Origin of the sequence: Deinococcus yavapaiensis KR-236 (assembly GCF_003217515.1) — a bacterium.
GTDB classification, from domain to species: Bacteria; Deinococcota; Deinococci; order Deinococcales; family Deinococcaceae; genus Deinococcus_A; species Deinococcus_A yavapaiensis.
This window is the reverse complement of the sequence record NZ_QJSX01000008.1, coordinates 94,445-118,951: the sequence shown is the minus strand read 5'-3', so window position 1 is coordinate 118,951 and position 24,507 is coordinate 94,445. Positions and strand designations below refer to the sequence as shown.

At 65.9% G+C, this 24,507-nt stretch carries 22 protein-coding genes; 8 read left to right on the top strand and 14 right to left on the bottom strand.

Features of this window, described 5'->3' with window-relative positions; translation table 11 throughout:
- Nucleotides 1–13: 13 nt before the first annotated feature.
- From DES52_RS11450 to DES52_RS11440, 3 genes are all read left to right on the top strand, one after another.
- The gene (locus DES52_RS11450) at nt 14–823 is read left to right on the top strand and encodes a helix-turn-helix domain-containing protein (protein ID WP_110886948.1); all 810 of its coding nucleotides are present in this window, start codon (nt 14–16) and stop codon (nt 821–823) included.
- Between the two features lie 224 nt (nt 824–1,047).
- Nucleotides 1,048–3,042 (top strand): transketolase, encoded by a 1,995-nt coding sequence (gene tkt, locus DES52_RS11445; protein ID WP_110886947.1) that lies wholly within the window; start codon nt 1,048–1,050, stop codon nt 3,040–3,042.
- Between the two features lie 119 nt (nt 3,043–3,161).
- Nucleotides 3,162–4,346, top strand: coding sequence for a molybdopterin molybdotransferase MoeA (locus DES52_RS11440; RefSeq protein ID WP_245900944.1), 1,185 nt, complete (start codon nt 3,162–3,164; stop codon nt 4,344–4,346).
- On the opposite strand, the gene DES52_RS11435 is transcribed toward DES52_RS11440, so the two are convergent.
- From DES52_RS11435 to DES52_RS11405, 8 genes are read right to left on the bottom strand one after another with little or no spacing between them, the layout of a single operon-like run.
- Nucleotides 4,298–5,314 carry an NAD(P)/FAD-dependent oxidoreductase gene (locus DES52_RS11435; protein ID WP_110886946.1) on the bottom strand — a complete coding sequence of 339 codons (1,017 nt, stop codon included), beginning with the start codon at nt 5,312–5,314 and terminating at the stop codon, nt 4,298–4,300. The two genes, DES52_RS11440 and DES52_RS11435, sit on opposite strands and share 49 nt — an antisense overlap.
- 38 nt (nt 5,315–5,352) lie before the next feature.
- Entirely contained in the window at nt 5,353–6,483 is a 1,131-nt protein-coding gene (locus DES52_RS11430; protein WP_110886945.1) for a cytochrome P450, read from the bottom strand.
- Nucleotides 6,483–7,880, bottom strand: a complete 1,398-nt coding sequence (locus tag DES52_RS11425) for a phytoene desaturase family protein (protein ID WP_110886944.1) — start codon at nt 7,878–7,880, stop codon at nt 6,483–6,485. Before DES52_RS11425 ends, DES52_RS11430 begins: the two co-directional genes overlap by 1 nt.
- Nucleotides 7,877–9,052 carry a glycosyltransferase family 2 protein gene (locus tag DES52_RS11420; RefSeq protein ID WP_110886943.1) on the bottom strand — a complete coding sequence of 392 codons (1,176 nt, stop codon included), beginning with the start codon at nt 9,050–9,052 and terminating at the stop codon, nt 7,877–7,879. Before DES52_RS11420 ends, DES52_RS11425 begins: the two co-directional genes overlap by 4 nt.
- Entirely contained in the window at nt 9,049–9,714 is a 666-nt protein-coding gene (locus tag DES52_RS23470) for a 1-acyl-sn-glycerol-3-phosphate acyltransferase (protein ID WP_245900943.1), read from the bottom strand. The genes DES52_RS11420 and DES52_RS23470 overlap by 4 nt, the downstream gene beginning before the upstream one ends.
- Entirely contained in the window at nt 9,681–10,595 is a 915-nt protein-coding gene (locus DES52_RS23465; protein ID WP_245900941.1) for a carotenoid biosynthesis protein, read from the bottom strand. Before DES52_RS23465 ends, DES52_RS23470 begins: the two co-directional genes overlap by 34 nt.
- Nucleotides 10,592–12,127 (bottom strand): phytoene desaturase family protein, encoded by a 1,536-nt coding sequence (locus tag DES52_RS11410; RefSeq protein ID WP_110886942.1) that lies wholly within the window; start codon nt 12,125–12,127, stop codon nt 10,592–10,594. Before DES52_RS11410 ends, DES52_RS23465 begins: the two co-directional genes overlap by 4 nt.
- 57 nt (nt 12,128–12,184) lie before the next feature.
- A complete protein-coding gene (locus tag DES52_RS11405; protein WP_110886941.1) occupies nt 12,185–13,387 on the bottom strand; it encodes a GGDEF domain-containing protein in 1,203 nt (400 codons plus the stop codon).
- Between the two features lie 166 nt (nt 13,388–13,553).
- Between DES52_RS11405 and metK the strand changes: the two genes are divergently transcribed.
- Nucleotides 13,554–14,744: a methionine adenosyltransferase gene (metK, locus tag DES52_RS11400; protein WP_110886940.1), complete on the top strand. Its 1,191-nt coding sequence runs from the start codon at nt 13,554–13,556 to the stop codon at nt 14,742–14,744.
- Here the strand turns inward: metK and DES52_RS11395 are convergent.
- The 4 genes from DES52_RS11395 to cobA all read right to left on the bottom strand — a co-directional run bounded on the left by DES52_RS11395 (nt 14,741) and on the right by cobA (nt 19,025).
- Nucleotides 14,741–15,850 (bottom strand): DUF418 domain-containing protein, encoded by a 1,110-nt coding sequence (locus DES52_RS11395; RefSeq protein WP_110886939.1) that lies wholly within the window; start codon nt 15,848–15,850, stop codon nt 14,741–14,743. The genes metK and DES52_RS11395 overlap by 4 nt on opposite strands.
- Nucleotides 15,851–15,878: 28 nt before the next feature.
- The gene (hemA, locus tag DES52_RS11390) at nt 15,879–16,889 is read right to left on the bottom strand and encodes a glutamyl-tRNA reductase (RefSeq protein ID WP_110886938.1); all 1,011 of its coding nucleotides are present in this window, start codon (nt 16,887–16,889) and stop codon (nt 15,879–15,881) included.
- Nucleotides 16,886–17,440 carry a precorrin-2 dehydrogenase/sirohydrochlorin ferrochelatase family protein gene (locus DES52_RS11385; protein WP_110886937.1) on the bottom strand — a complete coding sequence of 185 codons (555 nt, stop codon included), beginning with the start codon at nt 17,438–17,440 and terminating at the stop codon, nt 16,886–16,888. The genes hemA and DES52_RS11385 overlap by 4 nt, the downstream gene beginning before the upstream one ends.
- Before the next feature lie 103 nt (nt 17,441–17,543).
- A complete protein-coding gene (gene cobA / locus DES52_RS11380) occupies nt 17,544–19,025 on the bottom strand; it encodes a uroporphyrinogen-III C-methyltransferase (protein ID WP_110886936.1) in 1,482 nt (493 codons plus the stop codon).
- 268 nt (nt 19,026–19,293) lie between these two features.
- Between cobA and DES52_RS23735 the strand changes: the two genes are divergently transcribed.
- The 3 genes from DES52_RS23735 to DES52_RS11365 are packed head-to-tail and all read left to right on the top strand — an operon-like array spanning nt 19,294 to nt 21,570.
- On the top strand, nt 19,294–19,680 hold the full coding sequence (locus DES52_RS23735; RefSeq protein WP_110886935.1) for a prepilin-type N-terminal cleavage/methylation domain-containing protein: 387 nt from the start codon (nt 19,294–19,296) through the stop codon (nt 19,678–19,680).
- 12 nt (nt 19,681–19,692) lie between these two features.
- A complete protein-coding gene (locus DES52_RS11370) occupies nt 19,693–21,150 on the top strand; it encodes an O-antigen ligase family protein (RefSeq protein ID WP_146237267.1) in 1,458 nt (485 codons plus the stop codon).
- A 60-nt stretch (nt 21,151–21,210) separates the two neighbouring features.
- Nucleotides 21,211–21,570 (top strand): prepilin-type N-terminal cleavage/methylation domain-containing protein, encoded by a 360-nt coding sequence (locus DES52_RS11365; protein ID WP_110887041.1) that lies wholly within the window; start codon nt 21,211–21,213, stop codon nt 21,568–21,570.
- A 174-nt stretch (nt 21,571–21,744) separates the two neighbouring features.
- Here the strand turns inward: DES52_RS11365 and DES52_RS11360 are convergent, their stop codons facing one another.
- Both DES52_RS11360 and DES52_RS11355 read right to left on the bottom strand, forming a co-directional pair.
- Entirely contained in the window at nt 21,745–23,238 is a 1,494-nt protein-coding gene (locus DES52_RS11360; RefSeq protein ID WP_110886933.1) for a hypothetical protein, read from the bottom strand.
- A 10-nt stretch (nt 23,239–23,248) separates the two neighbouring features.
- Nucleotides 23,249–24,205: a prepilin-type N-terminal cleavage/methylation domain-containing protein gene (locus tag DES52_RS11355; protein WP_211317914.1), complete on the bottom strand. Its 957-nt coding sequence runs from the start codon at nt 24,203–24,205 to the stop codon at nt 23,249–23,251.
- A 90-nt stretch (nt 24,206–24,295) separates the two neighbouring features.
- Between DES52_RS11355 and DES52_RS23455 the strand changes: the two genes are divergently transcribed.
- Complete coding sequence (locus tag DES52_RS23455) at nt 24,296–24,433, top strand: hypothetical protein (protein ID WP_245900939.1); 138 nt, start codon at nt 24,296–24,298, stop codon at nt 24,431–24,433.
- Nucleotides 24,434–24,507: the final 74 nt, after the last annotated feature.

The following is a 24,507-nucleotide window of genomic DNA, read 5'->3' as shown; positions in this document are numbered from 1 at the left end:
GCTAAGCTGGAGCATGGCCTACCACGAGATTGCGTCGCACCCGGACTTACAGGACGTCGTGCGGTCGTATTGGCTCGTGGAGGAATGGCACGACAGGCGGACGGAACTGCATAGTTTCCTGCCCGAGCGGGCGGTGCGCCTCACGTTCTACAGTGGCGAGTCGTACGTGAGCGACGCGGCCCGGGCTATGCGACCTCTGCCCTCGGCATACCTCGTCGGGCTGCACGACTCGCCACTGCTCGCCGTGTCGCGCGGCTTCACGCGCGCGCTCGGAGTGGACTTGTTTCCGTGGGGCGCCATGGCCTTGTTCGGGCTCGAGACGGTCGAGACGACCCTGCGCGTTCCACCGAAGGCGTGGGGCTTGGCGAGTGTGGAGCGCGAATTAAGCGGCTTGCTCGCCTCGAACCAAGTGGACGCAGCCGTCGAAGCTCTGGAAACGTGGTTGCGGCGGCGTTTTGCAAGTGAGGCGCGCGAGCCCGGCAAGGCCGTACGGGCGGCGGCGGACTTGTACCGCTCGCGTGGACAGGCCCGCGTGGCGGAGCTCGCCGAGCGGCACCACCTCTCGCCGCGCGCCTTGGAACGAGGCTTCCGGTCGGACGTCGGCGTGTCGCCAAAGAAGCTCGCGCGCCTCATTCGCTTCGAGGAGACGTACAACGCTTTGTGGCTCGATCCGAGGCGGTCCCTGACGGACGTCGCGTACGCGTTCGGATACTCGGACTCGGCTCACCTTGCGCGAGAATTTCGCGCGCTCGCCCACGTCAGCCCCAGCGAGTACGCGCGATTTGTCGAGCGGCGTCGCGACCTGCAGGAAGAATCGGCGTGACCCGGGCGTGCTGACGCCGCAGAGCCGTCACGGCAAGGGCGGGCCGTCGTCCGACCTTTGCTCGCGGAGCCGCTGTAGGCGCGCTTCACTCCCGCCGCCTCGTTCGTGCTCGCCGCGAGGCTCGTCGTGTGGGCCCTTTACACGCCGAGCGGAGAGCGCGAAACCTTCACGAAAGCTCTAACACTCCTGCCAACCTTCCATGAGAAGCGGGTTACACTGGCGCCATGACTGCCACGCCTCAGCCCTCCACGAACCTCGACCAGCTCTCGGTCAATACGATTCGTACCCTCAGCATCGACGCGGTGCAGCAGGCGAACTCCGGCCACCCCGGCGCGCCGCTCGGCGCCGCGCCGATGGCGTACGTGCTGTGGCAACGCTTTTTGCGTCACAACCCCAAGAATCCGTACTGGATGGGCCGCGACCGCTTCGTGCTCTCGGCAGGCCACGCGTCGATGCTGATCTACTCGCTGCTGCACCTCGCCGGGTACGACATGCCCTTGAGCGAAATCAAGAACTTCCGCCAGTGGGGCTCCAAGACGCCCGGCCACCCGGAGTTCTTCCACACTCACGGCCTCGACGCGACGACCGGCCCGCTCGGGCAAGGCTGCGCGATGACGGTCGGCATGGCGCTCGCCGAGGCGCACCTCGCCGCTCGTTACAACAAGGACGGCTTCCAGCTCTTCGACAACGTCACGTACGCGATCGTGTCGGACGGCGACCTCCAAGAAGGCATCAGCCACGAAGCGGCAAGCCTCGCGGGTCACTTGCAGCTCGACAAGCTCGTGTGGTTGTACGACGACAACGACGTGCAGCTCGACTCGGCGACGAACGTTTCATTCAGCGACGAGACGACGCAACGCTTCGAAGCGTACGGTTGGCGCGTCTTGCTGGTCGAGGACGGCAACGACCTCGAAGCGCTCGAATCCGCGCTTCGGACGGCGCGCGAAAACCAAGACCGCCCGGTGCTCATCCGCGTGAAGACGATCATCGGGTTCGGCTCACCGAAGGCGGGCACCAGCAAGGCCCACGGCGAACCGCTCGGGGCAGACGCCGTGAAGGCGACGAAGGAGGCGCTCGGCTGGCCGTACGAAGAGCCGTTCACGGTGCCGAGCGAAGTGAAGGCGCACATGGACGCGACGGCGCGCGGCGCCGAACTCGAAGCAGCCTGGAACGATCTTGTCGTGCGCTACAAGCAAGCGCATCCGGAACTCGCCGGAGAACTCGAGCTCGCCCTCAAAGGCGAGTTGCCCGAAGGCTGGAACGCGGACATTCCGACCTTCGAGGCGGGCGGCAAGCCCATGGCGACTCGCAACGCGAGCGGCACGGTCCTCAACGCGATCGCCAAGCGGGTGCCGAACCTCATCGGAGGCAGCGCGGACCTCGCGGGCAGCACGAAGACGACCATCAACGGCGAGCCGTTCGTCGCCACGCACGACTTCGCGAGCCGCAACTTGTACTTTGGGGTGCGCGAACACGGCATGGCCGCCGCCGCCAACGGCATCAGCTTGTTCAGCGGTCTGCGTCCCTACGTCGGGACCTTCTTGGTGTTCAGCGATTACCTCAAGCCGAGCTTGCGTCTCTCAGCCCTCATGCACCAGCCGGTCATCTTCGTGTTCACGCACGACTCCATCGGTCTGGGCGAAGACGGCCCGACCCACCAACCGATCGAGCAACTCGCTCAACTGCGCGCCACGCCGAACACCCACGTCTACCGTCCCGCCGACGCCAACGAGACGGCCGCCGTGTGGCAGATGGCTCTGGAGCGAAAGGACGGCCCGACCGCCCTCGTGTTCTCACGCCAAGACCTCCCGATCTTGCCGCGCAACCATCAAGGCGTACGGCGCGGCGCGTACGTCGTGAAGGAAGCGGACGGTGGCGCCAAGGTCGTCTTGATCGCGACGGGCAGTGAAGTCTCCGTCGCCCTCGAAGCCGCTGACGTCCTCTCCGCCGAGGGCGTCGGGGCGCGCGTTGTGTCCATGCCGAGCATGGAAGTCTTCCGGGCGCAAGATCAGGCATACCGCGACAGCATCCTCCCGCCGGGCGTGAAGCGCGTCGCGATCGAAGCGGCGACTCCGTTCGGTTGGCACGAGTGGGTCGGCGTGGACGGCGCGGTCGTCGCCATGCAAGGCTTCGGAGCGAGCGCTCCCTACAAGACTTTGCTGGAGAAGTTCGGCTTCACCGGTCAGAACATCGCGAAGGTGGCCAAGGGACTGCTTTGAGGGACTCCTCACTTCGCCAGCCTCCTGCTTCCCAGCCGCGAGCGGGGAAAGCGCCACGTCCAGCTTCCCCGATCTCCTCCCCCTCTCCCGTGGCGGGAGAGGGGATCGGCGGGTGAGGGATGCCGCCCTTTCCGATGTTCGTGAGCGTGGAGGAGGCGCGCGCGAAGCTCGCGGCGCGCCTTCCCGTTCGCCCTGACGTCCTCATGCCGCTTCGCGCGGCGTACGGGCGGACGCTCGCGCGTGACCTCGCGGCGCTCGTGAGCCACCCGAGCGCGACCGAGAGCGCGCTTGACGGCGTGGCGTGTCGCGCGGACGATTCCGCGCACGCCTCGGCGGACACGCCCGCTCGGTTGAAGCTCGTGGGAGAGTCGCGGGCGGGCGCGGCGTTCGAGGGACGCGTAGAGGCGGGCGAGGCGATTCGCATTTACACGGGCGCGCCTCTTCCCGAAGGTGCCGACGCCATCTGCCCCGTGGAGAAATTGCGGGACGACGGAGCGTTCGTGGAGCTTCTCTCTCCCGCGTCACCATCGGACGTGCGACGCGAAGGTCACGACTTCAAGGCGGGTGACGTCATCTTGCGCGCGGGGCAGCGACTATCTCCGTCGAGGGTCGCGCTGGCGGCGGCGCTGGGATACCCGCAGGTGCCCGTGCTCTCCCCTCTTCGCGTAGCGGTCCTCTCGACGGGCGACGAAGTCGTGGAGCCGGGGCGACCCCTCGCGCCCGGGCAAGTGTACAACTCGAACCTCTTCGGCCTCGTCGGAGCGTTACAGGAAGTCGGCGCGGAGGTGATCGAACTCGGAAGCGCGCCGGACGACACCGCAAAGCTCTCGGCGCGCTTGGAGGACGCGGGCGGCGCGGACTTGCTGCTCACGTCGGGCGGCGTGAGCATGGGGCGCTACGACTTCGTGCGAACGTTGCTCGTCGAGGAGGGCGAGGTGGACTTCTGGAAGGTGCGCGTCCGTCCGGGCGGCCCCGCCATTCTCGGAGTGTGGCGCGGCTTGCCCTTGTTCGGCTTGCCGGGCAATCCGGTGTCGGCGCTCGTGGTGTTCGAGGTCATCGTGAAGCCCGCCCTGACCGGTCGAGCCCCGAGCACGGTGCGTCTGCGCGCCGCGTCGAAGTTCAAGAGCTTGCCCGACAAAACGGCTTTTTGGCGTGGCGTGGTCGAGGAAGGAAGCGTGCGCGATTACGGCGAGCAGGGCAGCGGCGTCCTGAGGTCTCTCAGCGACGCGCCCGCCCTCGTGGTGATTCCCGAGGGTCAAGCCGTGGACGTGGGCGACGAGGTCGAGGTCATGCTGCTCTCGTAGTGCGCGATCACGACGCTGGCAAGGCTCCAGCCGCTTTCCAAGGCGCCCTCGACTTTCGGCGCGACGCACCAGTCGCCGCACCAACCGAGCGACAAGGACGCATCGAAATGATGCGTGTGCGGATACAGCCGCGTGGGCGTGGCGAAGCGCCAGCGGTGCGCGAACGCCTCGAGGACGTCGGCGGGACCGAGAACGTCCCGAAGGGCAGCGAGCAGAAGGTTTCTCACGGCGTCGCGCTCGTCCTCGAGGTGCGCGCGGCTCCAAGCGGCGTTCGCGTGGGCGACGAGGACGGGCGGCGCGCCGGGCGGGCGCTTCGTGTGATCGCGGGCGATCCACGCGAGCACGTCATGACGGACTTCCAGCGCCTTCCAGGAAACGGCGAGGTCGGCTCGAAGCGGCACGATCAGCGTCCAAGTCGGGTCGAAGCGGACGTGGGCGAGTTCGCCGCCGGGCTCGCCGAGGTTCACGTCCTCCAAGATCGGCGCGAGTTGCGGCGCGGGCAGATCGAACAGAACCGTCCTCGCTTCGAAGACGTCGCCGCCCGCCGCGAGGACGCGCCAACCCTCGGGGGTGCGGTTGACGGACGTGACGAGGGTCTCGCCGAGGACGGGCAAGTCTCGCACGAACTTCCGCCCGAGCGAGCTCATCCCGCTCGAAATCGCGTAGCGAGCATGTCCGTCCGCGCGTTCGTGCACGGCGCCCGCGTCCCACACCGGGAAGCCGCGAGTCCACTCCGCCGCGAAGCCTTCGTAGAGCCAGCCGCTCACGAGGGTCCGAAGGCGCTCGCCGCGCGCCGTGAAGTACTGAGCGCCGTGATCAACGCGCGCGTCGTCGAGACGGCGCGTCGCCGCGCGACCGCCGACGCCGCGCGACTTGTCGAGGACGAGCACGCTTCGTCCGCTTCGCGCGAGATCTCGGGCGCACGCCGAGCCTGCCAAGCCCGCTCCGACGATGATGACGTCTTGCATGAACGGCAGTGTAGAGGCGCGCACGTCCCGAGAGTGTGTCAAGTGCGAAATCGAACGACCAGCGGTCCCGCCGGCCCGAGCGTCACGCCAGGTCTCGGCGTCGGGTCACCCCAGCGTGCCTCCAAGTCGCCGTGAACGAACAGCGAGAGGGCTTCTTCGAGCAGCAGGTGCGCGAGGTGCATTCCGAGGCAAGTGCGCTCGCCTCCTCCGAACGGCAGGTACGACCACGCCGGAATCGCACCCGAGAAGCGTTCGGGATCGAAGCCTTGCGGATTCGGCCAGACGTCCGGGTCACGGTGCGTGAGGAACGGGCTGTACAGAGCGAGCGCGCCTTTTTTGAGGTGGACGCCTTCGAACTCGCTCGCCTTCGCCACGCGCCGACTGCCCATAAAGCCCGCCGGGTAGAGGCGCAGCGTTTCCTTCACGACGAGCTTGAGGGCTTCTCGCGTTCGCCAGCGGGGAAAGCAGGCGAGGTGCCACGTCGCCCACGCGAGGGTATGCGTCGTCGTGTCGTGCGCGGCGGCCAAGCTGATGCGCGCCTCCTCCTCGCCTCGCTGCAACGGCGCGAGGAAGGCGAGCAGGTCGTCTCCGCCGAGCAGGCGGCGTTTCGCGGCGAGCTCGGCGAGTTCGCGCTTCACGCGCCGAGCGGCGACGGGACGAGGCCACATCGGCGTGGGGAAGGGCGAGCGCAGCGGAGCGAGGAAGGCGTGCAGAAGGTCGCGTGGAAACTCAGAGGTGAAGTACGCGGCGTTCAGCATCGCCAAGACGGCTTCGTCCGCCCAGGCGAGCGCGTCGAATTCACCGCTCGGCCGCGTGGCGTGCAGCGCGGCGCGAACGCGTTCGCGCAACGCTTCGAGGGCCTTCGGCGTGAAGCCCGGGTTGAGCAGGGCGCGGCGGTCTTTGTGCGTCGGCGCGTCCGTCAAGATGATGCCCCCGGCGAGGTACGGCACGAGTCGGCTGAAACTGCCCGCGCTCACGAAGGTCTCCAAGTCCGTCAGGACGCGCTTGTTCCACGACGGACCGTAGCCGACGATCGCTTGCAAGCCGAGGTTGAGCCCGAAGAGCTTGCCGAGCGCCGCGCCTTCTTGAAGCAGGGCGATGGGCTCGCCGCCCCACTTCGGCAAATGGCCCGCGCGCGGGTGCGGCGTGGGTTGCGGCAAGGTGTGCATCAGCGTCCTCCCAGATCGTCGAAGTCGAGGCCGAGCAGATCGCCCGCGCCGTTCCATCCCGACAGGATCGAGAGGGGCACGCCTCCGCCGGGATGCACGGTTCCGCCGACTTGCCGTAGATTCGCCAAGCGTCCGACGCGCCAACTCGGTCGCAGCGTACCCGTGAGGCCGTGGGGCGCGCGACCGTAGATGGCGCCGTCTCGTCCGACGCGCGCGTAGGCTCTCGGGGAAATGGGCAGCCACTCGGTCACGTCGAGCTTCAAGTTCGATCGCAAGCGATCGAGCAGGACGCGCGCGTAGGCGTCTTGGTCTTTCACCGCGTCGGGCCGCGCGGGCGCGTTCACCAGGAAGAAGCCTCGCTCGCCGTCGAGATGCGCGTACAGCGTCGGGTCCGACGGAAGGTCGCCGCGCTCGATCTCACGCCACTCTCGGGCGTACTCTCGAGGAAAGAGGACGTGGTGCGCGGGCGGCACGGCTTGGCGCAGCCGAAATTGAACCGCGAAGCCGCTGATGCCCGGCCGCTCCGGCAAGGAAGGCAAGTTCAGCCAAGCGCGCGTGAAGGCCGCGTCCGCCGCCGAGACGAACACGTCTCCCGTGAAGACGCCCTGGCTCGTGTGCGCGGCGACGACTCGTCTGCCGCTCGTCACGAGGTGCTCGACGGTGGTGTCGAGTTCGAAGGTCACGCCGAGGTGGCGCGCGCGCTCGGCAAGCCTCGCCGCGAGTCGGCCGAGACCGCCTCCGCTCGACCGTTCGTCTTCCCAGCCCGTGAGGTGCCACACGCCGAGGCCGAGTTCCACCCAGGCGATGTTGAGCAGCACGGCGGGCGCCTCGTACGGATTGGCGCCGAGATACGTCGCGAAGCGCAGCCAAAACGGCGTGAGGCGCGGGCCGCTCGCCACGAGTTGCGCGAGGCGCAAGTGCGGAAAGGCGCGGCGACCGCGCGTGAACGCGTACCTCGCGAGGTCGACGGCGCGCGGCGGGGACGAGAAGACGAAGGTGCCTCGGGCGTCTTCGTACATCGTGCGAGCGGCGTTCAAGAGACGCTCGTAGTCGCGCGCCTCGCTTCTGGAAAGCTGGGCGAGGGTCGGCTCGAGGCTTCCGTCGACGTCCAAGGCGCCCGGGGAGAACGTCGAACCGTCCGGGTAGGTGTAACGCGTCGTGGGACGGGCGGGCTCCAACAGCGGTGGCGGCAAGGCGACACGCTCGTGCAAACCTCGCAGCAACCTCGGCATCGTCACGACCGTGGGACCGCTGGAGAAGTCCTGCCAGCCGAGGCTCGCCTTGCCGCCCGGACGAGCGAGGGCGTCGATCACCGTGACGTCCGCGCCCGCGAGCCGCAGACGCAACGCGGCGGCGAGTCCCGCGAAGCCCGCGCCGAGCACGACGGCGCGCGTCACGCGAGCTCCCGTTCGCGCTCAAGGGGCGCGGGCGTGTCGAGCGCCGAGCATGGCGGCACGGTCGCGCGTCCTCGTTCGTACGTGCGGCCCTTCCAAGTGTAGCGGCCTTGCAGCGCTCGCCAGTACACCGGCAAGGCGGCGATCGGCGCGATCGGCGTGAGGAGGACTTCGAGAAGGTCGCGTCCTCGCGTGCGTCCCGTCTTCACGTTCACGAGGGCGCGCTCCAGCAACGCGAAGAGCACGAAGTCGAGCGGGCGGCGCAGCAAACCGCGCCGCCTCAAGGGTGACTGCAAAAGCTGCGCGAGCGGCAAGGTATACGCGAGAAAGTGCGCGAGCCATGACAGCGCCAGCAAAATTCGCACGCGGCCGTGCGCGGCGAGAAGGCTCTTGCCGAATCCTTCGACCACCGCGCCGTAATCGCGGTACATGCGAACGCTCACGAAGTCTCCGCCGAGCGCGAGGGCGAGGCGGCCGCCGCGCGCTTTGAGCCGAGCAGCGAACTTCACGTCTTCGAGCACCTCGCCTTTCACGATGGCGTGACCGCCGACACGCTCGTACGCCGCGCGCCAAAAAGCCATGAGCTGGCCGTTGCCCGCCGACGCGCTCGCGAACGGCAGGCGAATGAGGGGCGCGGGAAGCAAGGTCAGCAGCACGTCGTCGTTGAGCGGTACGATCAAGCGCTCTCCGAGGCTTCCGACGACTTGGCGGGGCCACACGCTCAGCAAGTCGGCCTTCGACGCGAGCAGGGTGCGCATGACCGCTTGGAGCGCGCCGTCGTGCCACCGAACGTCCGCGTCCGTGAAAATCAGGATGTCGCCGCTCGCCGCCCACGCGAGTTGCTGGCACGCCCAAGTCTTGCCGTGCCAGCCGAGCGGCAGGGGCCGCCCAGAGATGACGTTGGCACCGAAGCCCTCGGCGACCGTGGCGGTTCCGTCGCTGGAGTCGTCGTCGAGCACGATGACTTCGTACGCGCCTTGCGACAGCAAGCTCGGCAAGTTCTCGGCGAGATTGCGGGCTTCGTTGCGCGCGGGCACGAGCAAGCTCACCTTCGGCCAGGCGTGTCGTGAAGACGCGCCGGACTTCAGCACCTCGAAGGTCAAGAGGTTGAGGGCGAGGGTCGTGAGTTTGTACGCGAAGAAGCCGCGCAGGACGTCGTCGAGGGGCCGCTTCACGCGCGAACTCCTCCGAGCCAGCCACGCTTGAGAAGGGACGCGAGGACGCGGCTCGGCAAGTCGAGGCGCTCTCCGTCGCTCGACTGTCCGTGCCTGAGGCGCAAGTAGCCGGGCAAGGGCCGTTCGGGGTCGTTCGCGCGCACGTCCGCGTCGAGGGCGGCGAGCTCGGCGCTCAGCGCGGGGCCGAGGTCCGTGGCGGGGCGGCCGAAGCGCACGAACGCCTCCGGGTACGCGTGTCCGCGCAGGACGACGCGCAAGGCGACGGGCACGAGCGGCACATCCGCCGCCTTCGAGAGCCACGCGGCGCCCGGCTTGAGGTCACCCAAACCGCTCGGGGGGCACAAGGCGCCTTCGGGAAAGAGCCAGACGAGTTCGCCCGACTTCGCGAGGCGAACGGCCTTGCGAAGTTCGTGCGCGCCGAGCACGCCAAGATTGCGGAAGAACGGCAGGCGGTCGAGGTTGGCGTCGTCCATCAAGAGGTACGGCCGAGTTCCGACGCTCCAGCACACCTCGCCGATGACGTACCCGTCCCACCACGAGTGGTGATTCAACGCGAGAATCGCGCCGCCCGCAGGAATTTCGCCGCGCAACCACACGCCTCCGAGGCGACCGCGCACCGTGCGGCGAATCAGCGTGCGAAAGCCGCTTTCGACGAGATCCACGCGCCACCTCCCATCAGTACGAGTGTCAGCAGCGCCGCTCCGAACTTTCCGAGAAGCAGCAAGCCCGCCGGAAGAAAGAACAACTCCACGAGGTACGCGACGCGAAAAGTCGTGCCGCGCGTCAAGACGATCGGCGTGAGCCGCAAGATCAGCCAGCTCAGCAGCGCTCCGACGACGAACCAACCCAGGAAGTTCGTCCACGGCACCCCGTAGTAGGACGTGCCGCCCGGCGCCCAAGACCAAAAGCCGTACGTCGTCATCAAAGGCTCGAGCCCGACGTCGAGCGCGACCATGAGCGCCCCGGCGAGCACCGGCTTGCCGTTCGAGAGCGCGAGGGCGGCGAGCGTCATCCACCACCAGCCCAGCGGAACGAGCAGGGGCACACCGAGCACCTTCGGACCGGGCGGATCGTAGTCGTACGAGCCGAACAAAAAGCCCGCTCGACTGCCGGCGATCTCCACGGCGAGTCCGAGGACGAAGCACGCGGCGAACAGCAACAGCGCTCGGCGTCCGACGCGCTTCCAAGCCCAGGACAAGGCGGCGAGGGCGAGCAGGACCGTCTGCGCCGTGGCGATCAACGCGAAGCCTTCGGGCCACAGCGGTACGGGAACGCGCAGCAGGGCGGACACGGCGACGAGCACCATCCACGGCTCGACGTTTCGGCGCAGCCACGCCAGACGCGACGACGCCTCGCTCGTCCATTCGGCGCGCCCGAGCAAGTCGCCGCCGAACGCCCAAAGGACCGACAAAAGCGCGCCGCCGCTCGCCAGCATGCCGCCGAGGACCGCCGCCTCGCCGAGGCGCAGCAGAAGCGCCCCGGCGAACGCGACGCCGAGCCACGCCGCCGCGCCGAGCACTCGCGTTCGCGCGGCGGCGTTCAAATCTTCCTCCGAGAGAGATCGGCGAGCAGCACCCGAGCCGCGTTCCTTCCCGACGCGCCCATGATGCCTCCACCGGGATGCGTGCTCGCGCCCGTGAGGTACAGGCCCTTCACGGTCGGCCAGCGGTAGCCGCTCGCGCCCATGAAGGGCCGCAGAGCGAACATCTGGTCGATCGTCATCTCCAAGTGCATGACGTTTCCGCGAAACAAGCCGAGGTTGCGCTCCAACCACAGCGGCGTCTGAACGAGTTCGCCGACGATGTTGTCCTTCGTGCCGGGCGCGTAGTGCTCGAACGCGTCCACGATCCAGTTTCTCACTTGCGCCGCGCGCTCGTCCCACGAGCCGCTCGCGAGTTCGTACGGGTAGTACTGCGCCCACAGCCACAGCACTTCTCCGTGAGGCGGCGCGAGCGAGTCGTCCACGGCAGAAAAGCTCATGGCAATGAGGGGCGGATCGCGCGTCGGCTCGCCCGCGAGGTACTCGCCGTACGCCTTGTGAAGTTGCCGCTCGTTCTTGATGAGCAGTCCGAGCCCGACGCGCGACTCGGGTTCGTGGTGCTGGCGGTACTTCACCTTCTCCTTGAGGGCGAGCCGCAGCACCATCCCGAATCCGTTTCCGACGCGCACTTCCCGCGCCGCGTCCGGCACGAACTCGTCGGGCAGGGCCCGCGCGGTGGTGAGAACGTGCGTGCCGCTCACGACGCTTCTCGCCGTGACTTCCCGGCCGTCGTGCAGTCGAACGCCGACCGCTCGGCCGCCTCGAACGACGATGTTCTCGACGGGCGCGTTCAAGTGGACTTCACCGCCGTACGCCTCGACCGCTCGCACGAGGGCCTTCGTGAGACCGCCCGAGCCGCCCTTCGGCCTCGCCACGCCGCCCTCGTGGTAGAGGGGGTGCCACAACAAGAACGGCGCGGAGATCGGCTCGCTGGGAGGCGGCCCGCTTTGAGCGGCCATCCACACGAGGGGCGCGCGCACGCGCTCCTCGGAGAAGTATTCCGCCGCGACCTCGCCGTAAGGGCGCAAAATCCGGCGCAGTTGCCGCTGCCACGCCGCGCCGTTTCCGCGAAAGATCATCTTGCGTCCGATTTCCAGCGGTGACGGCGCGCTCAGGAACATCTCGTTCACGCTTTGCGCGAACGGCTTCCACTCGTCGATGAACCGCGTGTACGCCTCGCCCTGCCCGGGAAAGAGATTCTCCAAGCCCGCCGCCGTCTTGTCGACGTCTCGCCACACGAACCAAGGCGTTTCGCCGTCGGACGCGTGAAACAACGGGTCGAGTTCGAGGTAGTGCAGCCCGAAGCGCGACAGCTCCAATTCCCTCGGAATAGGGGTCATGCGAATGAGGATGTGCGCGCTGCCGCCGTAATCGAAGCGGTAGCCGGGCACGAGTTCCTCGGTGCTGACGGCGCCGCCCGCGACGTGCCGCCGCTCGAACACGCCGACCTTGAAGCCCGCTTTCGCGGCGTACGCCGCCGTCACGAGGGCGTTGTGCCCCGCGCCCATCACCAACACGTCGTAGTCGTGGCTCATGCGCTGAGAGGCAGCATAACGAGTCGAGGGGGTTGGAGATAGTCATGAATCCAGCGGTCAGTCCACCGTCGACGGATTCGAAAACGCGTCGTCGCTCCCGTGCACACGGTCGCGACCCGCGCGCTTCGCCGAGTACAGCAGTCGGTCCGCGCGATCGAACGCCGTCGAAAATGCGTCGTCCGTTCGGCACGCGGCGACGCCCGCGCTGATCGTGAAGCTTGGAATCGGGTGAGACTCGAGCCGCAACATGTCTTGCACGCGCCGAAGCGTCGCGCGCGCTTGCGTGACGTTCGCGCCCGGCAAAAGCAGCACGAACTCCTCGCCGCCGTATCGCGCGAGGCAGTCCGACGAGCGCGACGCGCGGCGAAGCGCGTCGGTCAGCCGTTTCAAGCAGCGATCACCGACGAGGTGACCGTGCTCGTCGTTGATGCGCTTGAAGTGGTCGATGTCCACGAGCGCGAAACTCAAGGGACGGGAATCGGCATGCGTCACCTCGACGCGAAAGCGCGCCTCCAAGCCTCGGCGGTTCACGAGGCCCGTCAAGCCGTCCGTTTCGCTCAGCGCGCCGAGATGGGCGTGCAGCGCCGCGACCTCCATGCGGCGCCGATCGTCGTGCAGCAGCAGCAAAGCGAAGGTGCCGCCCGTGGTGGCGACGAGGGGCGCCATCACGTACAGCGCGACCGCCAGGGGCGAGAAGGTCAAGGCATTCAGCAAGGCGCTCGGCGTGCCGAGCGCCTCGAAGGTTCGAGGTGCGAGAAGCGCGAGGTACGCCGCGAACACGAGCACGTTCAGCAGGTATCCGGAGCGCCACCCTTGCTGCCGCGCCGCGCCGCGCAGACACAAGACGATGAGGGCGAGGGCCACCGAGACGCTGTACACGCCCATCAATACGACACGCACGCGCGCGGCGGGCGTGACGATCGTGAGCCACGCGAGACTCAGCAGCAAGGGCGGCACGGCGCACATCCACGCGCGCTCGATCGTCCGCCGCACGCCGATGAAGCGTCGATACGCCGTCACGGCGAGCACGCCGCTCAGGGCGACGAGCCCGTTGCCGACGAGCACCGAGAACAACAAGGTGCTCGGCGAGCGCACGCTCACGACCGCGAAGCCGATCGATCCGAGCAGAATGCTCGCCGCCCACGCGCGCCACCCCGGGTACGACGGGCGCGTCAAGGCCAAGAACAACGCATAGCTCGCCGTCATGACGGCGAGCACGGCGATGATCAGAGAGGCGAACGAGAGGTCCGGTGACGTCATGAAAGTTCGGGGAAGGTGAGCGCTTCTTCATCCTACACGGCGCGCCGTTGCACACTTGAGAGGACGACTACCGCGCGCGCCGCGCCGCCTGCTATACTTCCAAGCTGTCGCGCCGGAGCCGGGCCCCGGTCCGTTGTACGAGGCGCCGAAATCCAGGAGGGATCCCATGCGCAAGTACTACACCTCGGAATCGGTGTCCGAAGGGCACCCGGACAAGCTCGCGGACTTCATCTCCGACTCGATCCTCGACGAGTTCCTGCGTCAGGAACCCAGCGCTCGCGTCGCCGTGGAGACGCTCGTCACGACGGGCATGGCGGTCGTCGCCGGTGAAGTGACCGCGCAAACCGCGCACGTCGACGTGCAGCGCGTCGTACGCGAGGCGGTCGAGAAGGTCGGATACGTGCGCGCGAAGTACGGCTTCGACGCGGACTACTCGGCTGTCCTCGTGAGTCTGCACGAACAAAGCCCCGACATCGCGGGCGGCGTGAACGCCTCGGAAGAGTGGCGCGCGATGAGCGACGCCGAACGAACCTTGCCTCAAAACGCCTTCAGCCACATCGGCGCGGGCGATCAAGGCTTGATGTTCGGGTACGCGACCAACGAGACCCCCGAACTCATGCCCTTGCCGATCACCCTCGCGCACAAGCTCACCCGCCGCCTCGCCGAGCTTCGCAAAGCGGGCACCATCAAGTACCTGCGTCCGGACGCCAAGGCGCAAGTGACGGTCGTGCGTGAAGATGACCGCGTGTGGGTCGACACCATCGTGATTTCCACCCAGCACGACGAGGAAGTCCCGCAAGACGAAATTCGCGACGACATGATCGAGCACGTCATTCGCGCCGTCGTTCCTCAAGAACTTCTTCGTGACGACACGAAGTACTTCATCAACCCCAGCGGCAAATTCGTCATCGGAGGGCCGCACGGCGACACGGGCCTCACGGGCCGCAAGATCATCGTGGACACGTACGGCGGCGCGGTGCCTCACGGCGGCGGCGCCTTCAGCGGCAAGGATCCCACGAAGGTCGATCGGTCGGCGGCGTACTACGCGCGCTACATCGCCAAGAACATCGTCGCGGCGGGACTCGCCGACCGCGCCATGGTGGAAGTCGCGTACGCGATCGGACGTGCCAACCCGGTGTCGATGCGCGTCGATACCTTCGGGACGGGCAAGCTTGACGACGCGAAGCTCGCCGAGATCGTGGGCCGTCACTTCGACGCGCGCCCTCAGGCCATCATCGCGAACCTCGGCCTGCAACGCCCGATCTACGCGCAAACGGCCGCGTACGGTCACTTCGGCCGCCCGGAATTTCCCTGGGAGCAGACGGACAAGGTCGAGGCGCTTCAAGCCGAACTTTAAGGCGCGTCCTTCACGGGCCTGCTTCGGTAAAACCCCCGAAGCAGGCTTTCTGCCGGTCCCCGGTCGAAGCGCGTCAGGCAAAGCGCGCTCAAAGCGATTTGCACGGCATACAGCCCGAGTCCGAACGCGAGGCACGCCGTCGCGCCCCACCGTCCGTACTGTCCCCAGCCGTAGCCGTAGAAGACGAGGGTACACACGATCGATTGCAGCAAGTAGTTGCTGAGCGCGAGGCGGCCGACGTTCGCGAAGAGCCTCAGGAGCGCGCCGCGACCGCCCGCGACGAGCAGGGCGAGCAGGGCCCCGTACAGCAAGGCGAAGGTGAGGCCGCCCGAGAGACGCAGCAGCACGGCCCACACCTGATCCTTGAAGAGGTCGGACGCGTTCGCGCGCACGAGTGCGACGTTGAGCAGCACGCCGAGCGGGAACGTCACGAGGGCCGTGACGATCAAGGGGCGGCGGAAGCGATCCGGATGTGTGAGCACGCCGCTTCGCGCGAAGAGAACGCCCAGCAAGAAGAGCCCCAGCAGCCACGGCGCGAAGAAGGGAACGCTCGACGACAAGCTGGTGTTGAAGTCGGCGATGCGCGCCGCGCTCACGACGGTGATGTCGGGACTCGCGAAGGCGAAGTTCACGCCGACCGAGCTCGGGTCCGCTTGCGGCGAGCCGGAAATCAAGGTAAGCGACGCGAACAGTGCCGCGCCCAGCAGAAAGCCGAGGACGGCGACCACGCCTTGCACGGCGGGCGGCAAGCGAATCAGCGACAGCAGGGCGAAGCCGACGAGCGCGTAGTTCGCGAGGATGTCGCCCGACCAGATCAAGAAGCCGTGGGCGAGGCCGAGGCCGAACAAGCCGAGCAGCCGCCGCGCTTCGCGCCCTCGCCCGGCCCGCCGTACGAGCAGCCACACGCCCGCTCCGAACAGCATCGCGAAGGTGGAGATCCACTTGCCGTTCGCGAAAAAGTCGACGAACGCTTGCGCGACGCGGTCGCCGCCCGTCTGCTGCCACGGCACGAGCCCCGAGAAGTTCTGTAGGTTGACGAGCAAGATCCCCCCGAGGGCCAAGCCTCGCAGGGCGTCGGGCAGCAGGGCGCGTTCGGGGGCCGTCACACGGCCAGCGTACAAGAGCGAGGAAGGCTCAGCGCTTCACGTGCGCCGCTCGAAAGGTCGCCCACCGCGCGAGATCCGCGACGCTTTCCTCGACGATGCGCTCCGCGACGGGAACGAAGCTTTGCCGCTCGGCGAGGTTACGCTCCACGATGCGCGTGAGATCGTCGAGGTTGTACAGGTACGCGCCCTCGACGCCGCCGCACGCCGGATCGATGATGCGTGGCAACGAGATATCGATGAGGAACATCGGGTGCTCGCGCGCCGAGAGGGCCTCACGAACGAGTTCCGGCCACAAGACGAAGTGCGGCGCGGCGGCGGACGCGATCACGACGTCGGCTTTCGGCAGCACCTCGTTCATAAGGTCCACGGGGCACGCTTGCCCGCCCATCTTGTCGGCGAGGCTGCGGGCGCGCTCCACCGACCGATTCACGACGATAACGTTCGAGACGCCCGCCGCCTTGAGGTGCGTCAAGGTGAGCTCGGCCGTCTCTCCTGCTCCCACGATGAGCGCCGTGCGGCCTTGCAAGGTTCCGAAGACGTTCTCGGCGAGTTCCACGGCGGCGGCCGAAACGCTCAGGACCTTGTCGGCGACGCCCGTCTCGGTACGAACGCGCTTCCCGGCGTGCAAAGCGCCTTGCGCGGCTTTGTTCAGCAATGCCTTCGTGAGGCCGCGCTCGTTGGCGTCTTGCCACGCGCGCTTGACCTGCCCTTGGATTTGCGTCTCGCCCAGCACGAGCGAGTCGAGGCCTGCCGCGACGCGGTAGAGGTGGCGCGCGGCCTCTTGGCCTTCGTAGTGGTAAAGATAGGGCCGCAGGGCCACGCCCCACGCGCCTTCGAATGCCGAGAGGGCGTGGCCGCGCACTCCGGCGAGGTACACCTCGGAGCGGTTGCAAGTAGAAAGCAGCATTACTTCGTCGGCGTGGCGGCGCAGATGGGCGAGAAGGGCGTCGGTCTCCTCGGGCCGCACGGTGGCGCGCTCGCGCACGGACACGGGCGCGGTCTTGTGGTTGAGGCCAACGACGGCAAGGTCGAGGCTCACGCGCCCACCGCCTTTCGAATCTCGTCTTTCAAGGACGCGAGAACGTCCGAGCGGGCGGGCTCGGGCAGCGTGAGGGCCTGCGCGCGGCGCTCGGACCAAGCGGCGATCGGCAGGTCGCTTGGGAGGGCGGCGGAAAGCTTGTCGCGCAAGGCCTGCGAAAGGTAGGGCAAGTCCGCGCCCGTCTGAATGGCGACGAGCAGGTCGCCGCTTCGCAAGGTCGCGCCAAGACGCATCGACGCCCGCTCGGGACGGGAAGCCGACGAGGCCCAGAGGCCGCGCGCCTCGGCTTCGCGCAACACGGCGTCGTTCACGTCCTCGTCGTTCGTGCAGGCGAACGCGAGCGCCACTCCTTCGAGATCGCTCGGCACGAAGGCCCGCTCGACGAGTTCAAGGTCGAGCGCCCGCACCTCCGGATGCGCCTGTGGTGAGACGACGGTCACGCGGGCGCCCGCTTCGAGCAGTCCGCGAGCTCTTCGCAGCCCCACGTGTCCAGCGCCGACCACGAGTCCACGTTTTCCTGAAAGGTCGAGAAAGACCGGGAACAACGTCACGAGCGCCAGTATAGCGACCTCGATCGTGCCGAACAGAGGATGAACGTCCCCAATTCTTGAGGAAGGCGGCGCGCGTCGAATCGAAAAGCGGGAAGCGCTCCTTTCATCCTTTCATAGTCCCCATGGCCGATTCCGCCGCTTCCACGAGGGCTTCCAAGCTCGCTTCGCGGGCCAACGTGATCTTCGTGAAGCCGACCTCGCGCGCGGCCTTCTCGGTTTGAGGTCCCATCACGGCGACCTTGAAATTCGTTCCGGCGACCTCGGCGAACGCGCGCGCCGCGCTTCCCGACGCGAGCGTCACGACGTCGGCTGCCTGAAGCGCGGCGAGTTCGTCGTCCGAGGGCTCGTTCGGCTCCGTGCCGTAGAGTTCGGCGCGCTCCACGGTGAGACCACGGGCGAAGAGCGCCTCGTCGAGGTCCGGCTCGGCGAGGTGTGACGCGAGGTGCAGCAGGCGCGCGCCCGCCCGGGCGGGCAGCGCGGACCCGAGGTGGGCGGCGCCCGGCGTGCTCGGCACGAAGTCGGGCCGAATGCCGTGGCGCTCTAGGGCGCGCGCCGTGGCAGGACCGACGGCGGCGACGCGGGCGTCTCCGAAGGCGCGCGCGTCTTGGCCCATCTCCTCCAAGTGCCGAAACAGCTCGGACACGCCTTGCTGCGAAGTCAGGATCACCCACGTGTACGAGCGAAGTTGCGAAAGGGTGCGGTAGAGGGCCATGGTGTCGGAGGTCGGCACGAATTTGATGAGGGGCAGTTCGACGACGTTCGCGCCCTTCGCGCGTAGCAGGTCGGCGAGCGCGGAGTTGCCGTCACGCGTCCGCGTGACGACGACGTTTCGCCCGAAGAGCGCGGACGTGTCGAACCAGCGCAGTTCCTCGCGCAAGCGTACGACGTCGCCGACGATCGTGACGGCGGGCGCTTCGATGCCTGCGCGCGCGACCTCGTCGGCGATCGTAGCGAGGGTCCCGGCGGCGACCTTCTGTCGGGCGGTCGTTCCCCATTGAACGGTCGCGGCAGGGGTGCTCGGCGCGCGGCCCGCCTCCACGAGCTTTCGAGCGACCGCGGCGAGATTGCGCACGCCCATCAATAGCATGAGGGTGTCGACGCCCGACAGATTGCCGTAGTCCGCGTCGCCGTCTTGCTCACGGCCCGTGATGACGGCGAAGCTGCTCGCCATGCCACGCTGAGTCACCGGAATTCCGGCGTACGCTGGCGCAGCGATGGCGCTCGTCACGCCTGGCACGACTTCGAACGGCACGCTCGCCGCTCGGCACGCTTGCGCTTCCTCGCCGCCGCGTCCGAACACGAAGACGTCGCCGCCCTTGAGTCGCACGACGCGCTTCCCGCCATCTTCCAAGGCTTTTTCTATCAGCAGGGCGTTGATGTCCTGCTGGCTGATGTACGGCGAGTAGCCTTTCTTGCCAACGTAGATGACCTCGGCGCGCGGAGCGTGCGCGAGAAGTTCGGGAGCGGCGAGGTAATCCACGAGAACGACATCTGCCGAAGCGAGCGCCGAGCGTCCCCGCAGCGTCAAAAGGCCAGGGTCGCCGGGACCAGCCCCAACGAGAGACACGAAGGCGCGAGCAGTCATGACCGATAGATTAACGGCGAAAAAGCGGGACGTGTGTCTTCAGGTCGCCCTTCTTGGCGGAAGCGAATGGTCGCCTCTCCTTTGGTGTTAAGATTCCCTAGGGGCGAAGTGAACTTTCTTACATTATCTTCATCTTTGTAAGAGTTTTGTAAGAAGGATCTTCGTAACCTTTTCACACGCAGCAACAAGTCCTTCGTCTCGAAGCTGCGATCGCCATACTCGGCCTCACCCGCTCATCCATCCTTATGGGGAGGCCAAAGGAGCAGTCATGAAGAACCGTCGCACCCAAGGCTTCACCCTGATCGAGCTGCTGATCGTCATCGCGATCATCGGCATCCTCGCTGCCGTTCTGATTCCCAACCTTCTCGGCGCCCGTACGGCGGCCCAGAAGCGCGCCGTCCAGGCGCACAGCGCCAACGTCTACAAGGCTGTTACCGCTGTGATCGCCGAAGACGTGTCGAAGACCTCGAGCAACGTCGTCAGCGCGGTTTCCGATTGCACGGCCTCCGTGTCGAGCATCCTCGGGCTCAGCTACGGCTGGGTCGCTGCTCCGCAAGGCACCTCCACGTGCACCATCGCTCAGAACGGATCCAACGACTTCACCGTTACCGTCGCCAACGCTACGATTGGCTACTCGTCCGTCAACGGTAAGTAATCTTGCCAGCGAGTGCGTCCGCTTAAAGCGGACGCACTCGTCGTTTCTTCTTGCAATGGGGTTATTCCCCCAGGGAACATGCTCATGGAACACTCTCCTGTCGGCATCGCACTTTCCTCTTCACTTCCTCCCGTGCGCCGTCATGTTTCGCTTCCTGCGCGCCTTATCTGGCTCCGAGATTTTCTCTGGCCCGCCTTCATCTTGCTCTATCCGTTGTTGACGCCGAACGGCGGAGACTTTGCCACCTCCGTGACGATCCACTCCACGTGGGCCATCCTTTGCAGCTTGTTGGGCGCCATCTTCGAATTGCTGGCCCGCCCTGCCACTCAACTGCGCGACATCGTGTTACTTCCCCGTTGGCTTTGGAGCCACAAGCCGGTTCTCATGGCTTGGCTACTGGGCCTGTGGGTCATCATCTCGTCGTCGCAGGCTCAGGATCGAGCAGCCGCCTTCGCAGGCAGCGGTTTCGACTTCACCGACTCGGCTTCTTGGGTCTTGAGCTTGATCGCCGTTTTCACGTTGGTTTACATTCGGGCGCTCGCCGATGAAAAGCTGAAGCAAAGGTGTGTCAACGCGCTCATCGTCTCGACTCTCATCTTGGCCCTCGGGGGCATCGTGGAAGTCGTCATGGGCCGCGGGATCTTCTTGAACGCGGGAGAGCAAACCAATCTTTTGCCGATCGTCAACTTTCCCCAAAAAGGACACCTCGCCGGGTGGCTGGTCGTCGGATGTGCGGCCGCGCTCGCCAGTCGGCAACGCTGGGCCTTGTTCGCCATGCTTCCGATCGCGTGCACCATCGCGTTGACCGGGAATCGGGCAGCCCTGGTGGCGATAGGGCTCGTGGCGGTCGCTACCCTGATCATGCATTCCCAGAAGCGCGCGCAAGTCGTCAAGGTCGGCGCCTTGGTCCTCACGTTCCTGCTCGGCATGGGCGTCTCTCGCATGCATCAAGGCAAAGAGACGAGACAACTTCAAGATACGAGCAGTATGTCGTCTCGAACGATGCTTTGGACCGCCGGGGGACGCGGCGTCATGGAACGTCCTATCTTCGGTTGGGGTGGAGGCCAATTCTACTCCCATTGGACGGATCAACTGACGGACGGGGAGCTCAAAACGTTCCTTCGCTTCGAATTCAACGAGAAGTTCGCCTACCGCAAGGACGGCATGGTCTACCGCGTCACCCAAGACGGCCACGTCCGACCTCGTATTTGGATCGGATGGAAGGCGCACAACCAGATCTTGGACTTCGCGATTATGTACGGCTTGCCCGGTGCAGCGATCCTCGTAGGCTTGATGGTACTTGCCCTGTTGAACGTGCGGAACCTGGAAGTGTGGGCCGCTTTCGCCGCTTACAGCGTATTCATGTTGTTGTGGTTTCCGATCCCCTGGTCGGAAGGCGCGCTCTGGGCGTTGTGGGGTCTGGCTTCGGCCGTTGGACCTCGAAAAAGAACGCTTTCAGAAACGATCTGATGCGATTCGGTCTCCGGGAACTTGATGAAACCGGCTCACCGCACAACAAAGGAGGAAGTGGTGAGAGGCAACAAAACAGTTGGCTTCACGATCATCGAACTTTTGGTTGTGATCGCGATCATAGGCATCATCTCAGTCATTCTCGTGCCCACGCTTCAAGGAGCCAAGACGGCCGCCTCCGACCGAAGCGCCCAAGCGTTCGGGCATCTCGTGTACAAAGCCGCCAATGCGTACGTGGCCTCCGATCCTAGCAACGTCGCCATCACGTCGACCGACTGCCGACTGGGCTACGCCGCGGGAGAATACAGCGTCGCGACAGCAAACGTAGATCTTCAAAGTTGTACGGTCAGCTTGACCTCGTCCGGTTTTGTGGCCGTTTCCGTCGTCACCTCTTCAGGACGCGTCTTCGACTTCCACTGAACAAGAGCGTTGGCAATCTTGAAGCGAAAAGATGTCACGCAAAAAGGCAAGAAGAAGAGCCGACCTTAGGTCGGCTCTTCTTCACTTGCACTTCTGGCTATGACATCAAGACTTGCGCACTCGACTCCGGGCTTCCGGCAACCTGCTTTTCTGGCACGAAAACGAGGCCAGGCCTTACTTGCGTCCAGAGATCGTGAGGTTGCTGGAGGAGGGGTTGCGAGGAATCTGCTCGTTTTCAACGCCCGGGGGACGCTGCACGTACGCTGCCGAGCCGTTGAAGTTGATCCCGTTCGACGAAGAGCTATAGCCGCCGGTACTGGTCATCATGCCCGACACGACCGTTCCCACGAACTGCAACGATCCCCCGGCGCCGTTGAGGGTCGCTTGGCCGCGGACCCAGAACGAGGCGTTCACAGTCTGACCGGACACGCCACTGATGGTCACGTTGCCCGGATACGTGGAGGGACTCGCGCTGTCGCCCGTCACGACGACGAACGTGCGCGACACGAGGTCCGGTGAACTTGCGGCCTTCTTGTAGTTCATATTGGTGCGGGCAACGAAAGTGTTGATCCCCGTGAGGGTATCGTTCGTGCAAGAAGACTGGTTGCACTGATCGATGTTGACGGTATTGCTGACGATCTTCATGCCAAGACGGTTGTTCGACTCGCCAGTGGCGAGCGGGCCGGTGCCGCCATTGACGTTCACAGTCGTCGTCGTGTCCCCGATGATGTAGGTGTTCTTCAAGAAGACGCCGCTCGGAATGGTGAGGGTCGTGTTCGCGGCGAGACAAATCACCTTCTTGATGCTCAAGGTACTCAAATTCGCCACAACGCTGCTGATGTTGTTGACGGTACCGCTTAGGGTGTGGGTGCAGCCACTGTAAGTACCGTTGCTGGCTTGGGTCACGCCAGCCTCGGTCATGAGATCGCTGCGTTGGCCCGTGAACGAGGGGATAGGGACGGTAGGCATGGGTTGGTTGGTGAGGCACTGGGTCTTCGTGCTCGCCGCCGTGTTGCTCGTGGTGGGATCGAAGACGCCGCAAGTGGTGTTCGTGGACCGTCCCCAGTACGGCTGCCCCGAGTTCTCGCTGTCAGTCGACGCGATGTACTTGAAGTAAGGCGAACCGCCCCCCGTGACGGAACCGCCTGACCAGATGTTGGTTTGAACCATAGAGTTCGACGGGACGTCGACACTGCCTTGGGTCACGAGGCCGTAACCGAAGACGGGGTCGACCTCGTTCGAGTAGTTGGGCTTCACGATGACGGAAGCGACGTACTCTGTGTTACCGCTCGTGCTCGTCGCCGTCACGAGGACAGGCAAGGTGTTGAAACTGCAGACCGCGCTCGCGCCACTCCCGACGCAAATTCCAGCGTTGGTGGAGTCTAGGTTTTTAATGGACACCGTGAACGACATGTCCGTCGGCGCGGGGATGCAGTTCGTGCCCGAAGTACTACACCAACTGGGCCACTTCGAGAAGTTTGCCGAGAGACGGGCGAGCGCGAGGTCGATTCCTGTCTCGGCTTGAAAACGAACGGCCGCCTGCCTTTGCAGATTTCCTGATGTCGTGGCGTTCGCCGTGCTGAGGAAGGTCGCGCTGACCGCGAGCATCGCCAGGGCGCCGAGCACGACGAGGGCGACCACGAGGACAAAACCGTCTTTCTTTCGCATGTGCACCTCGTTACCGAACCGACTGTTTGTTGAGCGTCGACACCGTGAGCAACTTTTCGATCCTGCGGTAGTTCCGATCCGTGCCGGAGTACGTCCTGCTCGGGATTCCGAGGGTCGTGCTCGTCTGCGACGTCGGAAGCGCGATGGTCGGGTAGGTTCGAGCATCGGTGACCGAGCCGTCCGACGTGGGAGCGCGAACGCGAAGGTACACGCCGATGGCGCTCGTCGTGTTGACGGTCGGACTCGCGGTCGAAGCTTGGGCAGGGCCCGTGGGAGGAGTGGTGGTGTAAGCCCCGCCGGTACTGACGAAATAAACTTGGAAGTCTTCGACGCCTTCCACGGCGAGTTCGGCGGTGGTGTTCGCGGTCGCGTTGTTGTAGGTCGTATCGGCCGTGCAAGCGAACGCGGACGTGCAGTCGAACTTCTGCGAGAGGCGGTACAGGCCAGGCATGGTGCTACTCGTGTTCTTTACCGTGTAGGTGATCTGCTCGAGCTTGTATCCGCTGGCGCTCGCGGGAGCCTCGGCGCTCACCCGCGTGAGCGTCAGCACATCGCAGGGCGTCGTCGCTCCGCACTCGGACGTCGAAGGCCCGCTGTTGGCGATCAAAGTGTTCACATTGACCGACGACAATTTGAGCGTACCGGGGTCGGGCGTGACGGTGGACGAGTAAGGCGTGAAGGGCCAGGAAATGACGTTGCTGAGATAAGTGGCGACGTTGGCCGACGTGATGCTCGCCGCAGACGCCGTCGTGTCGTCACCCGCGAAACCCGCCGTCTTGAGGTCGTAGATGAGGAGCGCGGAGGCGACCTCGGCGTTTTGGGTCGCGTCGCTGAGCTGACGCTGAACGGCATAGTCTCGGTTGGACCTTCCGAAAGCTTCCGCCAGGACCCCCAATGCCACTCCGATGATCGCCAGGACGATCAAGACTTCCAGAAGTGAAACTCCACTTTGGCGTCGGCGCATCATTGGCGGAACACCAGAGAAGTCAGAGAGACGGTGCCACGGCCGGGCCGCGTGACTGTCACGGCCACTTGATCGAGGGTGGGAGACGTCGCGGTGGAAGAACACGTAGCGATTCCTGTCGAGGAGTCGAGCGTGCAGGGTGTGATCGTCACGCTGCACGTGAACGTCGAGTCCGTGCTCGCCGCGCAACTGCTCGTCCCCGAGGTTCGCGTGGTGAGCCCGCGCTGGTAATTCATCTCCGTGCGCGCCAGCATCGTTGCTCGCTCGTTCCCACTCGCTCTTCCGTTGATTTGGTAAGAGGAAGT

Excerpts from the sequence above, each read along its gene's own strand:
- DES52_RS11450 (WP_110886948.1), top strand. The coding sequence starts at position 14 with ATGGCCTACCACGAGATTGCGTCGCACCCGGACTTACAGGACGTCGTG.
- tkt (WP_110886947.1), top strand. The coding sequence starts at position 1,048 with ATGACTGCCACGCCTCAGCCCTCCACGAACCTCGACCAGCTCTCGGTC.
- DES52_RS11440 (WP_245900944.1), top strand. The coding sequence starts at position 3,162 with ATGCCGCCCTTTCCGATGTTCGTGAGCGTGGAGGAGGCGCGCGCGAAG.
- DES52_RS11435 (WP_110886946.1), bottom strand. The coding sequence starts at position 5,314 with ATGCAAGACGTCATCATCGTCGGAGCGGGCTTGGCAGGCTCGGCGTGC.
- DES52_RS11430 (WP_110886945.1), bottom strand. The coding sequence starts at position 6,483 with ATGCACACCTTGCCGCAACCCACGCCGCACCCGCGCGCGGGCCATTTG.
- DES52_RS11410 (WP_110886942.1), bottom strand. The coding sequence starts at position 12,127 with ATGAGCCACGACTACGACGTGTTGGTGATGGGCGCGGGGCACAACGCC.
- DES52_RS11405 (WP_110886941.1), bottom strand. The coding sequence starts at position 13,387 with ATGACGTCACCGGACCTCTCGTTCGCCTCTCTGATCATCGCCGTGCTC.
- metK (WP_110886940.1), top strand. The coding sequence starts at position 13,554 with ATGCGCAAGTACTACACCTCGGAATCGGTGTCCGAAGGGCACCCGGAC.
- cobA (WP_110886936.1), bottom strand. The coding sequence starts at position 19,025 with ATGACTGCTCGCGCCTTCGTGTCTCTCGTTGGGGCTGGTCCCGGCGAC.
- DES52_RS23735 (WP_110886935.1), top strand. The coding sequence starts at position 19,294 with ATGAAGAACCGTCGCACCCAAGGCTTCACCCTGATCGAGCTGCTGATC.
- DES52_RS11360 (WP_110886933.1), bottom strand. The coding sequence starts at position 23,238 with ATGCGAAAGAAAGACGGTTTTGTCCTCGTGGTCGCCCTCGTCGTGCTC.
- DES52_RS11355 (WP_211317914.1), bottom strand. The coding sequence starts at position 24,205 with ATGATGCGCCGACGCCAAAGTGGAGTTTCACTTCTGGAAGTCTTGATC.